The 13,435-nt window shown below is 41.0% G+C and carries 13 protein-coding genes; 11 read left to right on the plus strand and 2 right to left on the minus strand.

Annotated features, from left to right (window positions below):
* Positions 1-27: 27 nt before the first annotated feature.
* From glrR to glnB, 3 genes are all read left to right on the plus strand, one after another.
* Positions 28-1,368, plus strand: coding sequence for a two-component system response regulator GlrR (gene glrR / locus M992_RS07450; protein WP_047256020.1), 1,341 nt, complete (start codon positions 28-30; stop codon positions 1,366-1,368).
* A 96-nt stretch (positions 1,369-1,464) separates the two neighbouring features.
* The gene (locus M992_RS07455) at positions 1,465-3,087 is read left to right on the plus strand and encodes an NAD+ synthase (protein ID WP_053907991.1); all 1,623 of its coding nucleotides are present in this window, start codon (positions 1,465-1,467) and stop codon (positions 3,085-3,087) included.
* A gap of 12 nt (positions 3,088-3,099) precedes the next feature.
* Positions 3,100-3,438: a nitrogen regulatory protein P-II gene (gene glnB, locus M992_RS07460; RefSeq protein ID WP_047256022.1), complete on the plus strand. Its 339-nt coding sequence runs from the start codon at positions 3,100-3,102 to the stop codon at positions 3,436-3,438.
* A 221-nt stretch (positions 3,439-3,659) separates the two neighbouring features.
* On the opposite strand, the gene hmpA is transcribed toward glnB, so the two are convergent.
* Positions 3,660-4,850 carry an NO-inducible flavohemoprotein gene (gene hmpA / locus M992_RS07465; RefSeq protein WP_053907992.1) on the minus strand — a complete coding sequence of 397 codons (1,191 nt, stop codon included), beginning with the start codon at positions 4,848-4,850 and terminating at the stop codon, positions 3,660-3,662.
* Positions 4,851-5,210: 360 nt separating this feature from the next.
* Here hmpA and glyA point away from each other — a divergent pair, with 360 nt between their 5' ends.
* Both glyA and M992_RS07475 read left to right on the plus strand, forming a co-directional pair.
* The gene (gene glyA, locus M992_RS07470) at positions 5,211-6,464 is read left to right on the plus strand and encodes a serine hydroxymethyltransferase (RefSeq protein WP_053907993.1); all 1,254 of its coding nucleotides are present in this window, start codon (positions 5,211-5,213) and stop codon (positions 6,462-6,464) included.
* A gap of 161 nt (positions 6,465-6,625) precedes the next feature.
* Positions 6,626-7,774, plus strand: coding sequence for a 3-phenylpropionate MFS transporter (locus tag M992_RS07475; protein ID WP_053907994.1), 1,149 nt, complete (start codon positions 6,626-6,628; stop codon positions 7,772-7,774).
* A gap of 181 nt (positions 7,775-7,955) precedes the next feature.
* Here M992_RS07475 and suhB read toward each other — a convergent pair whose 3' ends face one another.
* Positions 7,956-8,759 (minus strand): inositol-1-monophosphatase, encoded by an 804-nt coding sequence (gene suhB / locus M992_RS07480; protein ID WP_047256026.1) that lies wholly within the window; start codon positions 8,757-8,759, stop codon positions 7,956-7,958.
* A gap of 124 nt (positions 8,760-8,883) precedes the next feature.
* On the opposite strand from suhB, the gene trmJ reads away from it, so the two are divergent.
* The 6 genes from trmJ to hscB all read left to right on the plus strand — a co-directional run bounded on the left by trmJ (position 8,884) and on the right by hscB (position 13,431).
* Positions 8,884-9,666, plus strand: a complete 783-nt coding sequence (trmJ, locus tag M992_RS07485; RefSeq protein ID WP_053907995.1) for a tRNA (cytosine(32)/uridine(32)-2'-O)-methyltransferase TrmJ — start codon at positions 8,884-8,886, stop codon at positions 9,664-9,666.
* Between the two features lie 100 nt (positions 9,667-9,766).
* Entirely contained in the window at positions 9,767-10,270 is a 504-nt protein-coding gene (gene iscR, locus M992_RS07490; RefSeq protein ID WP_053907996.1) for a Fe-S cluster assembly transcriptional regulator IscR, read from the plus strand.
* Positions 10,271-10,525: 255 nt separating this feature from the next.
* Complete coding sequence (locus M992_RS07495) at positions 10,526-11,740, plus strand: IscS subfamily cysteine desulfurase (protein ID WP_047256029.1); 1,215 nt, start codon at positions 10,526-10,528, stop codon at positions 11,738-11,740.
* A 24-nt stretch (positions 11,741-11,764) separates the two neighbouring features.
* Positions 11,765-12,151, plus strand: coding sequence for a Fe-S cluster assembly scaffold IscU (gene iscU / locus M992_RS07500; protein ID WP_047256030.1), 387 nt, complete (start codon positions 11,765-11,767; stop codon positions 12,149-12,151).
* Between the two features lie 314 nt (positions 12,152-12,465).
* Positions 12,466-12,789, plus strand: coding sequence for an iron-sulfur cluster assembly protein IscA (gene iscA / locus M992_RS07505; protein ID WP_047256031.1), 324 nt, complete (start codon positions 12,466-12,468; stop codon positions 12,787-12,789).
* 120 nt (positions 12,790-12,909) lie between these two features.
* Positions 12,910-13,431, plus strand: coding sequence for a co-chaperone HscB (gene hscB / locus M992_RS07510; RefSeq protein WP_047256032.1), 522 nt, complete (start codon positions 12,910-12,912; stop codon positions 13,429-13,431).
* Positions 13,432-13,435: the final 4 nt, after the last annotated feature.

Raw genomic sequence — 13,435 nt, forward strand, 5'->3', positions numbered from 1 at the left:
CATAAAAATATACAGGAGATAAACGCAATGACAGCACGTAAATCAGCAAATTTATTGTTAGTGGATGACGATCCGAGTCTGCTGAAATTACTGGGTATGCGTTTAACCAGCGAGGGTTTCAGAGTTGTTACCGCAGAAAGTGGTCCTGAAGCCTTGAAAATGCTGACCAAAGAAAAAATTGAATTAGTTATCAGTGATTTGCGTATGGATGAAATGGACGGTATGACGCTGTTTGATGAAATACAAAAACAGCATCCTAATTTACCAGTGATCATTTTAACTGCCCATGGTTCGATTCCTGATGCTGTTGCAGCAACTCAGCGCGGTGTATTTGGATTTTTGACGAAGCCGGTAGATCGTGATGCGTTGTATAAAGCTATCGACGAAGCATTAGCACTTTCTGCTGGACCGCTCAGCGCAGAAGAGTGGAATGAAGGCATTGTGACACGTAGCCCATTGATGTTACGGTTATTAGAACAAGCTCGTATGGTCGCACAATCCGATGTCAGTGTATTGATTAATGGTCAAAGCGGCACGGGGAAAGAGGTTTTAGCACAAGCTATTCATAAAGCCAGCCCGCGGGCGAAAAAGCCATTTATTGCTATTAACTGCGGGGCATTGCCAGAACAATTATTAGAATCTGAATTATTTGGCCACGCTAAAGGTGCATTTACCGGTGCGGTAAGCAGCCGTGAAGGGCTATTTTTTGCCGCTCAAGGCGGGACACTGTTCCTTGATGAAATTGGCGATATGCCGATGCCTTTGCAGGTTAAATTACTGCGGGTGTTACAAGAGCGTAAAGTGCGTCCTTTGGGCAGTAATCGAGATTTAGATATCGATGTACGGATACTGTCAGCTACGCACCGTGATTTACCTAAGGCAATGGAAAAGAAAGAATTTCGCGAAGATCTATTTTACCGTCTGAATGTGGTTAATTTACGTATTCCAACCTTAAATGAACGTGCAGAAGATATTCCTTTGTTGGCAAATCATTTTTTACGTAGCTCGGCTATCCGGCATAAACCTTTTGTGAGAAGTTTTTCGACCGAGGCAATGAAGTGTTTAGTGGCGGCAAGTTGGCCGGGCAATGTGCGTCAATTGGTTAATGTGATTGAACAGTGTGTGGCATTGACTACGTCGCCAGTGATTAGTGAAGTGCTGGTTACACAGGCGCTTCAAGGTGAAAATACGGCATTGCCAACTTTTGTCGAGGCAAGAAATCAATTTGAACTCAATTACTTACGTAAACTGTTGCAAATGACTAAAGGCAATGTGACTCAAGCGGCACGTATGGCGGGTCGCAATAGAACTGAATTTTATAAATTATTGGCACGACATGAACTTGATGTTAATGATTTCAAAGAATAACGTAGCTATTAGTGGCTGAAGATCTTGAGTTAGTCAGGTTAAATTATGTGTTTTCAACACGCTATATTTTAAACGCTCCGGGAGAATAAAGACCTTATGAGTCGTAAGCTTAACATCGCATTAGCCCAGATTAATTGGGTGGTTGGTGATATCGAAGGCAACAGCGAACGTATGTTGCAAATTGTCCAGGAGCAAAAAGATCTCGCTGATTTGGTGGTCTTTTCAGAATTAGCCCTGACAGGCTATCCGCCTGAAGACTTATTGTTCCGCGATGATTTGTATCAACGTTGTAATGCTCAGTTAGCTCGTTTACAGTCGGCAAGTGAGCATGCCGCAATAATTGTGGGACACCCTTGGAAAGAACAAGGTAAAACTTATAATGCGCTCTCATTCTTCTGGCAGGGAGCATTAAAAGCTCGTTATTTTAAGCAACAATTACCGAATTACGGTGTTTTCGATGAACCACGCTATTTTGCTGCTGCCGATCAAAGCTGTGTTATTGATTTTAAAGGTTATCGTTTAGGAGTATTAATTTGCGAAGATGTCTGGTTTGATGCACCGGTTGATGCGGTGAAACAGGCGGGAGCAGAAATTTTATTAACCATTAATGCGTCGCCTTATAATCGAGAAAAACCCCATATCCGCTCACAATTATTGAAAAATCATTGCTTACGGACACAGTTACCGATTATTTACTTAAATCAGGTTGGTGGACAGGATGAATTAGTGTTTGATGGCTGTTCAAAAGTATTTGATCAGCAGGGTAATCAAACTCACCGTTTAGCGGCTTTTGATGAGCAAATTGCTTTATGTCAGTTTGATGATGTAAACATTGTGGCGATGGATAAACCGGCACCAGTATTGACGCGGATAGCACAAGTTTATCAAGCGTTAGTATTAGCAACACGCGATTATATTAACAAGAATGGATTTAATGGAGCTATCCTTGGATTGTCGGGCGGGATTGATTCGGGATTAACGGTAGCAATTGCTGTTGATGCCATTGGTAAAGAACATGTGCAAGCTGTCATGATGCCGTTTCGTTATACGTCAGATATGAGTATTCATGATGCGAAAGAGCAAGCTGAATTGCTGGGTGTTGAATTTGATATTGTCTCCATCGAGCCAATGTTTGATGCTTTTATGACTCAATTACAGCCGATGTTTGCGAATACTCAAGCGGATACCACCGAAGAGAATTTACAGGCTCGTTGCCGCGCTGTTATTTTGATGGCGATGTCAAATAAACGCCGTCGCTTAGTGCTGACAACCAGTAATAAAAGTGAATCTGCAGTGGGTTATTCTACCTTATATGGTGATATGGCGGGCGGATTCGATGTGTTAAAAGATGTACCTAAGACAATCGTTTTTGAATTAGCTAAATATCGCAATACGGTTTCTCCAGCTATTCCACAGCGTGTAATTGATCGTCCTCCTTCTGCTGAGTTAGCGCCCGGACAAGTTGATCAAGACAGTTTACCACCATATGAAATATTAGACGCTTTGCTGGAAGGTTATGTCGAAAAAGACTTATCAGTTGAACAATTAATTGCTCAAGGATTTGATGCAGAGATTGTACATAAAGTCATTCGTTTAGTGGATATTAATGAATATAAACGCCGCCAAGCACCTGTTGGGCCACGTATAACGGCACGTAATTTCGGTAAAGATCGTCGTTATCCCATCACTTCGGGTTTCGGTCGCAAAAACTGGTCATAACAGGATTGTTTTATGAAAAAGATTGATGCAATTATTAAACCGTTTAAATTAGATGATGTCCGTGAAGCTCTGGCTGAAGTGGGTATTACCGGAATGACTGTTACCGAAGTTAAAGGTTTTGGTCGTCAAAAAGGCCATACCGAGTTATATCGTGGTGCAGAATATATGGTCGATTTTTTACCTAAAGTAAAAATTGAGATAGTGGTACCTGATGATATTGTCGAGAGCTGCGTAGAAACTATTATGCAGACGGCACAAACGGGCAAAATCGGTGACGGTAAAATCTTTGTTTACGATGTTGCTCGAGTCATTCGTATTCGTACCGGCGAGCAGGATGACGAAGCTATTTAATCGCTAATAGTGGTGGAGTATGATGTTTATATACCACCATAAATCTACTGTATTAAAGACGAGACAATAAATTTTCTGTAGTAGAATTATTGGGGATATTTAGTTTAGCGACGCTAAAAAGTTGCGGTAACGGAATAAGCACACAGGAATGGGATGGAATCGTGTGCTTATGGGACCCCCGTTACCGCAAATAAGAAATGATAAGAGATGAATAATTTGGTTTACAAGACCTTATGTGGACCGAAACATTCATAATGAATATTATCAGAACTGACACCCATCTCTATCAATTGTCGTGCAATAAATTGCATAAATTCGACGGGACCGCAGCAGTAATAGTGCATCTTAGGATTAATTATCTGAGCTTTAATCATTGAAAGATCCATTAATCCCTGATGGTGATAATCTATCCCTAATTGGTCATCTGTATTCGGGGTATTATACCAAACGGTAGATTGAGCTTTTTTCAGCGTTGAAATCAAATCGCTAACTTCATCTGCGAAGGCATGTACCTTGCCATTATCCGTAGCATGTAGCCAGTGAATTTCTCCCGTATGCTGAGTTTGTTTAAGATGATGGAGCATGCTCAACATTGGCGTCAATCCAACCCCTGCTGAAATTAGCGTCACCGGTGTCTCTGATGCAATATCGAGATAAAAGTCACCACAAGGTGGGGCTAATTTAACCCGATCACCTTGGTTTAAATGCTGATGCAGGTAATTCGATACTGCACCTTTTGATTCGCGCTTAACCGCAATTCGATAGCTATGACCATTAGCTGCTTCAGTTAATGAATATTGGCGAATTTCTTGATTATCAAATCTAGCATCATTGATATAAATAGTAAGATATTGGCCGGGTAAATAATCTACCACCGGCTGACCATCGACAGGGGCAAATTCAAAACTGGTAATCAGTTCGCTTCGCGGTATTTTTTTTACCAGTGTAAACTCACGTAGTCCCTGCCAGCCGCCAACTTTCTGTTTATTTTTTTGATAAATTTCAGCTTCACGTTGAATAAAAATATTTGCCAATACGCCATAGGCTCGTCCCCATGCATCTAATACTTCTTGTCCCGGGCTGAGTAATTCATCAATAGCCGCCAGTAAATTCTCGCCAACAATCGGATAGTGTTCTGGTTTAATATTTAAACTAGCGTGTTTTTGAGCAATTTTTTCAACTGCTGACATTAGTACTTCTGGGGTTTCAATATTGATAGCGTAGGCACAAATAGCATTAAATAACGCTTCGCGTTGATCCCCGGTTTCTTGATTACGCATATTAAAAATATCTTTTAACTCCGGATGATGTTTGAACATCCGTTCATAAAAGTGCGCGGTTAATTTAGGGCCGGTCGCGGCGATAGCGGGAATAGTTGATTTAACAATTGCGATAGTCTGGTGATCGATCATGCAGGTTCTCCTGAACATTTCTCATTATATCATGAAAATTTATAACATGTATTATAGATGCAACTTATATCGTTTTAAAGGTAAAGTAAATAGTCAGATTTTAATAAACCTATTTAAAGTCATGGCTTGCTAACTATCGATTAATATAAGGCGTATTTTTAGTGATATATGTCAATTTATATTTTATTAATAGTATTTAATAATGTTAATAGATTGTAGCTAAAATAATTTTAAAAATAATGCAATCGATTGCGTAATATTTGATGTTAGGGCTATCACCATGAAGAAAAAGAGTTTACACTGTTGGCATTCAGGTTCGAATGATTGACTACTTTGTATTAGCTGAGGCAGGAGAAGCGAATGTTAAAGCGTGAAATGAATATTGCAGATTACGACCCACAACTGTGGGAAGCGATGGAAAATGAAGTAAAACGTCAGGAAGAGCATATTGAGTTAATTGCTTCCGAAAACTACACTAGCCCACGAGTTATGCAAGCTCAGGGATCTCAGCTGACCAATAAGTACGCCGAAGGTTATCCAAGCAAACGCTATTATGGTGGTTGCGAATTTGTTGATGTGGTTGAGCAATTAGCCATTGACCGTGCAAAAGAGCTGTTTGGTGCAGATTACGCTAACGTACAGCCACATTCAGGTTCTCAGGCAAATGCAGCTGTATATATGGCATTACTGAAACCAGGTGACACTGTTTTGGGCATGAACCTAGCACACGGCGGACATTTAACCCACGGTTCACCAGTAAACTTCTCCGGCAAATTATATAATATCGTTCCTTACGGTATCGACGAAAGCGGTAAAATCGACTATGACGATATCGCTGCTCAAGCTAAAAAACATCAGCCTAAAATGATTATTGGTGGCTTCTCTGCCTATTCTGGCGTTGTAGACTGGGCTAAAATGCGTGAAATCGCTGATAGCATTAGCGCATATTTATTTGTTGATATGGCGCACGTTGCTGGTTTAGTTGCTGCAGATGTTTATCCTAATCCGGTTCCACATGCTCACGTTGTTACTACCACGACTCATAAAACACTAGCCGGCCCACGTGGTGGCCTGATTTTAGCTAAAGGTGGTGACGAAGAGCTGTATAAGAAGCTGAATTCAGCGGTATTCCCAGGTTCACAGGGCGGTCCTTTAATGCACGTTATCGCGGGTAAAGCGGTGGCATTAAAAGAAGCTATGGAACCAGAATTCAAAGTTTATCAACAACAAGTTGCTAAAAATGCTAAAGCCATGGTTGATGTGTTTCAACAACGCGGCTATAAAGTGGTCTCAGGCGGTACAGAAAATCACCTGTTCTTAGTTGATTTAGTTGATAAAGACATTACTGGTAAAGATGCCGATGCTGCATTAGGTCGTGCGAATATTACCGTCAATAAAAATAGCGTACCTAACGATCCTAAAAGTCCGTTTGTAACTTCTGGCGTACGTATTGGAACACCAGCAATTACTCGCCGTGGTTTTAATGAAGCTGATGCACGTGAATTGGCGGGCTGGATGTGCGATATTCTTGATGATCTTAATAACGAAGCAACAATCGAGCGTATTAAGCAAAAAGTATTAAATATTTGTGCTAAATATCCAGTCTACGCTTAAGTTAATATAAATTATATTCCTCAGATATTAAAAATTCTAGGTCCAAGCCACGTTTATTGACTTTTGTACCTACAATTTAGGCCATAAGGGGATATAATCTCTAACCCGCTGCGATAACCTCGCATAGCGGGTTTTTTGTTTTCTAAAAATGGGGGATAGGGATGGTCATTCCATCAACACGCTGGCTAGCGATAGATTACTTCACCTACTTTTTTGCCTATGGTATTTTCTTGCCCTTTTGGTCAATCTGGTTACAAGGAGAGGGTATCGATGCGCAGATGATCGGCTTATTACTTGGCATCGGATTATCTGCACGTTTTATCGGGGCACTGCTGATTACGCCAGCGGTTAAAGATCCCGCTAAATTGATCTCAGCATTGCGTATATTAGCGCTACTTACATTGATATTTGCGGTCGGTTTTTCTTTTGGTTCCCATTGGGCATGGTTATTTTTTGTAATGATAGGTTTTAACCTCTTTTTTGCTCCTATGGTGCCATTAAGCGATTCATTGGCGGGTACTTGGCAAAAGCAATTTACCTTTGATTATGGTCGATTACGTGTTTGGGGCTCGATAGCCTTTATTATTAGTTCCTCGCTAATTGGTTATTTGTCCGGTGTTTGGGGGCATAAAACTATCATGATCGCGCTGATTATCAGTATATTAGCGCTGCTACTTGCCACGTTACTCAAGCCTGCCATCATGCCCGCGGGGATCAAAAAATCAACCCATGGGCCTAAAATTTCGTTCAAACAGTTGATTGCTGACAGCTCCGTTTGGCGCTTTTTAGTCTGCGTTACGCTGCTTCAGGGCGCTCATGCGGCTTATTACGGTTTTGCATCGTTGTATTGGAAAGAAGCCGGCTATTCGGATTCGGTGATTGGTAATTTATGGTCATTGGGCGTGGTAGCTGAAGTAATTGTTTTTACTATTAGCCATCGCTTATTCCGTCGCTGGAGCGCACGTAATTTATTGTTATTATCCGCTATTATTGGAGTGATACGCTGGAGTTTGATGGGCGCATTTACCGCATTACCTGTGTTAATCGTGGTGCAAATATTACATGCGGGAACATTTACCGTATGTCATCTTGCAGCTATGCGATTTATTAGTGCGCGTAAAGATGATGAAATCATTCCGCTACAGGCTGCTTATTCAGCGTTAGCCATGGGCGGTGGATTAGCCATCGTTACTGTTATTGTGGGCTTTATATATGAACGGGTGCCTGATCAACACAGCTTAGTATTTTATTTTATGGCGTTATTAGCCCTACCGGCAATTTTTGTTCGACCTAAAATTGTAGCGCAGTAGCAGTAATCGGTTTGTCTTAGCCATTATTTAGAAAGTAATTTATGGATGATAAAGCAATGCGTAGATGAAACAGCGTGGCTAGTAAAACTAAAAGGCCAGAGTGAAGACGTTTCATTCTCTGGCCTTTAAATATCCGGCTTTATACAGGAGCCTTTAGAATAGACTAAAACGCGGAGTTAAATTAACGTTTTAAGGCTTCATTTAGCTCATCACGCATTGACGCTAATATATCTTTAACGACACGTGGATTACCCGCAACAATGTTACCAGAAGCGATGTAGTTATGACCGCCAACAAAGTCAGTCACAATGCCGCCTGCTTCACGCACAATCAATTCGCCAGCAAGGAAATCCCAAGGTTTTAAACCGATTTCAAAATAACCATCGACACGGCCTGCCGCAACGTAAGCTAAATCTAATGCTGCTGAACCTGTACGACGGAAGTCAGCACAGCTTTCAAACAGCTTAGTCATAATTTTCATATAAACAGCAGAATGCTGTTTTAATTTGAAAGGAAATCCGGTAGCAATAATAGTGCCTTCCAGTTCGCGAACATCAGAGCTACGTAGACGATAACCATTTAATTGAGCGCCTTGGCCACGTACCGCCGAGAATAATTCATTGCGCATTGGATCATAAACAACAGCTACTTCTGTACGGCCTTTAACGCGTACAGCGATAGAGACTGAGAAATGAGGAAGACGTTTAGTGAAGTTGGTAGTGCCATCCAGTGGATCAATTACCCATTGTATATCCTGATCTTTACCTGATAACTCACCACTTTCTTCGGTGATAATTGTATGATCTGGGTAAGATTTATGAATGATGTCAATAATCAATCGTTCAGAGTCACGGTCAACATTAGTGACGAAATCATTCATACCTTTCTGTGTGACTTGAATATTGCTCGGATTTTCGTAATTTTGAGCGATTTTATTTCCCGCCTTACGTGCAGCACGTATGGCGATATTGAGCATCGGATGCATGGGTTTTTTCCACCGGGATGTTAAAGAACGAATTTAAGAGCTGCATACTATACAGTTATTCGGCATCGTAATCAATTTTGTGTTAAGCTTGTGAGATCTTTTTTCGAAAAAAACGCAAAATATCATGCTAGACAATATCCGCATTATCCTCGTTGAAACTTCCCATACTGGTAATATGGGCTCTACCGCTAGAGCCATGAAAACCATGGGGCTATCGAATCTGTATTTAGTCAATCCATTAGTTCAGCCTGATTCTCATTCTATTGCGCTTTCTGCGGGGGCGAGTGATGTGATTGGTAATGCCAAAATAGTTAATACCTTAGATGAGGCATTAGAAGGGTGTGAATTAGTTATTGGCACCAGTGCACGCTCTCGAACATTATCATGGCCAATGGTCGAGCCGCGTGATTGTGGTGAAAAAGCGGTGACTCAATCTCAACGTTCGCCAGTCGCCATTGTTTTTGGGCGTGAGCGTGTGGGTTTGACCAACGAAGAATTACAAAAATGCCAGTACCATTTATATATTCCAACCAATCCAGAATACGGGTCGTTGAATTTAGCCATGGCAGTTCAGTTAGTTAGCTATGAGATCCGTATGGCATTTCTGGCTCGTCAACAGAAAAACGACACAGTCACCGAAGAAGAACATACGGTAGAATATCCTCCATCGGAAGATATCGAACGTTTTTATGTGCATCTTGAGCAGGTATTAAACCATTCAGGGTTTATTCGTAAAGCCCATCCAGGGATTATAATGAGCCGTTTACGTCGCTTATTTACCCGAGCTCATGTAGAGACCCAAGAGCTGCATATTTTGCGTGGAATTTTAACGTCGATGGAGAAGTGGGCAAGTGGCGCACCGAAAAGTGGCGATGAAAAAAATAGTGATGAAAAAGTATCAAAATAAGCATTGAAATAATAGTTGAGTGAAATAGTCAGGTAAATAGTTGACTAAATTACTCGGGAATGACACAATTTCATCTATTATTTACCTCGGAGTATACACTATGAGACTCACTTCTAAAGGGCGTTATGCGGTAACAGCTATGCTGGATGTTGCGTTACATTCTCAAACGGGACCTGTCCCTCTGGCTGACATTTCAGAACGTCAGGGAATTTCGCTTTCTTATCTTGAGCAGTTGTTTTCTCGTTTACGTAAAAATGAACTGGTTTCTAGTGTCAGAGGTCCGGGCGGCGGGTATTTATTGGGTCGCGAACCCGGTCAAATTTTTGTTGCTCAAGTTATTGCTGCGGTTGATGAATCTGTTGATGCCACCCGTTGTCAGGGGAATAAAGACGGTTGCCAAAATGGTGATCGTTGTTTGACTCATTCACTGTGGCGTGACTTAAGCGACCGTATTACAAGTTTCTTAAGTGGTATTAGTCTTGAGGAACTTGTTAATAATCATGATGTTATGGTTGTTGCTGACCGTCAAAATCAAAATAATAGCGGTCGTAAAACAGCCCCTTTAGGGATTACGCCTGAATCTATTATTAATGTAAGAGCATAATTCGGCAGTATTCACGGTAATCCAGTTATTAATTGATTGCCGTGCGAGTTATGTAGTTAGTATGCAAATAGATTATATCTAAACCGATTATATAAAACCGATTATATCTAAGTTAAGGATGAGTTAGGCAAAGTGGCAAACGAGAACATCTTGGACATCAGATGATTCTACAATAATAGCGCAGCTAACTCCCTTGAAATACAATAGATAGAATTGAATATTGAGACAACTTTTGTCTTACGGAGCAAGTGAGTAATGAAATTACCGATTTATTTAGATTATTCAGCAACTACCCCGGTTGATCCGCGTGTTGCTGAAAAAATGATGAAATGCCTAACAATGGATGGCGTGTTTGGTAACCCAGCATCCCGTTCTCACCGTTTTGGTTGGCAAGCTGAAGAAGCTGTAGATATTGCTCGTAATCAAATTGCTGAATTAGTGAATGCTGATCCGCGTGAAATCGTATTTACCTCTGGTGCGACAGAGTCTGATAATTTGGCGATTAAAGGCGCAGCCAATTTTTATCAGAAGAAAGGTAAGCACATCATTACCTGTAAAACTGAACATAAAGCGGTTCTTGATACTTGTCGCCAGCTAGAGCGCGAAGGTTTCGAGGTTACTTATCTTGCCCCTGAAAGCAATGGCTTAATTGATTTAAGCAAGCTAGAAGCTGCCATGCGTGAAGACACTATTTTAGTGTCTATTATGCACGTTAATAATGAAATCGGCATCGTGCAAGATATTGCGACTATCGGTGAATTATGCCGTAGTCGTGGTATTGTTTTTCATGTTGATGCGACGCAAAGCGTTGGTAAATTACCTATCGATTTGGCAGCACTGAAAGTTGATTTAATGTCTTTCTCTGCGCATAAATTATATGGTCCTATGGGGATTGGTGCTCTTTATGTGCGTCGTAAACCCCGTATTCGCCTTGAAGCCCAACAACATGGTGGCGGCCATGAGCGCGGTATGCGTTCAGGTACTTTACCGGTTCATCAAATTGTGGGCATGGGTGAAGCTTACCGCATTGCTAAAGCTGAAATGGCTGAAGAATCAGAACATTTACGTCAATTACGTCTACGTTTATGGAACGGCATTCAAGATATTGAAGAAGTTTATCTGAATGGTGATTTAGAAAATGGTGCTCCCCATATTCTAAATGTCAGCTTCAACTATGTTGAAGGTGAATCATTGATGATGTCTCTAAAAGATCTGGCTGTATCGTCAGGTTCTGCCTGTACTTCTGCGAGCTTAGAACCTTCTTATGTTCTGCGCGCACTTGGCATGAATGATGAACTGGCTCACAGCTCGATTCGTTTCTCCTTCGGTCGTTTTACCACTGAAGAAGAAATCGATTATGCCATCGTGCAAATTCATAAAGCTATTGAACATCTACGTGCATTATCTCCTTTATGGGATATGTATAAAGAAGGTGTGGATATCAGCAGCATCGAATGGTCTCATCATTAATTAGGCAGTTTCAGGAGTTTAAACATGGCTTATAGCGAAAAAGTAATTGATCATTATGAAAATCCACGCAATGTCGGTTCTTTTGACAATAGCGATCCTTCAGTAGGAAGCGGCATGGTCGGTGCACCTGCATGTGGTGACGTAATGAAACTTCAGATTAAAGTCAGCGATGAAGGTATCATCGAAGACGCACGTTTTAAAACTTACGGTTGTGGTTCTGCGATTGCCTCAAGCTCTTTAGTTACTGAGTGGATGAAAGGCAAATCATTAGACGAAGCAGAAGCGATTAAAAATACCACAATCGCTGAAGAACTCGAGTTACCGCCAGTAAAAATTCACTGTTCTATTTTGGCCGAAGATGCCATTAAAGCAGCGATTGCGGATTATAAAAGTAAACGTCAGGGTAAATAATAACCGCCCGATATACTTATAATAATTCGCAGTGTACTGGAGTGTAGTGGCGCGTAGTTAGTATGTAGTGAGGCGACAAACGATAGAAATAATCACGTATGCTTATTTAGTTTATTAATAATTAGCGAAATGATTAACTTTTGACGTTAAACTGTAACCCGGCTAATACTCCGCTATAAGCGAAGAGTTATCAGTATATAATGATAGTGATTGAAGGGCGGATACTGCTTAATTGACAGTGTCTGCCTTTGTTTATTTGCATGACTTTTTTTGCATATATTACTGTGCAAAATTGTTGCAGAGTGAGGTTCACAATGTCAATTTCCCTTACGGAAAGTGCTGCTCAACGCGTTCAGGCATTTCTGAAAAATCGTGGTAAAGGTGAAGGATTGCGTCTGGGTGTCAGGACTTCTGGGTGTTCAGGAATGGCTTATGTTCTTGAATTTGCAGATACTATTAACGAAGAAGACACCGTTTTTGAAGATAAAGGTGTTAAAGTTATCGTTGATGGTAAAAGTATGGTTTACCTAGATGGAACTGAGTTGGACTTTGTCAAAGAAGGATTAAACGAAGGCTTTCAATTTAACAATCCGAACGTTAATAGCGAATGCGGATGTGGTGAAAGTTTTAACGTATGATTTAACATTTAGTTTCAATATATAGTTTTAATATCATACAGTTTAAAAAATCACTTTGACTGATCCCAGCAGATGAGCTGATGCCAGTTGTTCTATCAGCTCCTTAATACCAGAGCATTTATGGATTACTTTACGCTTTTCGGGCTTGACCCAGTCTACGCTATAGATCGCGAGAAATTAACTCAGCGTTATCAGGAACTGCAACGCCAGTATCATCCTGATCGTTTTGCCACCCAATCAGAGCAAGACAAAATGCAGGCTCTTCAGCAGGCTGCGACCATCAATTCGGCTTATCAATCGTTGCGACATCCATTAAAACGCGCAGAATATATGCTGTCACTTCACGATTATGACATTAATAATGAACAGCATACCATGCACGATACTGCATTTTTAATCGAGCAATTAGAGCTGCGTGAAGAATTAGATACGATTGAAAACAGTCCACAAGCAGAGACGCTATTAACCCAATTTTTGTCTAACGTTGCGCAAATGATAGCTTCTCGTATGGCACTGATGGAGCAACAGATTGCGGCAAAAAACTGGGAACAAGCGGCCGATACGGTGCGTAAATTACGTTTTCTGGACAAATTGCAGCAGCAGGCTCAGCAGCTTGAAGAGCGGTTATTCGACGATTTTTAAGGTA

This window comes from Moellerella wisconsensis ATCC 35017, from assembly GCF_001294465.1.
GTDB classification, from domain to species: Bacteria; Pseudomonadota; Gammaproteobacteria; order Enterobacterales; family Enterobacteriaceae; genus Moellerella; species Moellerella wisconsensis.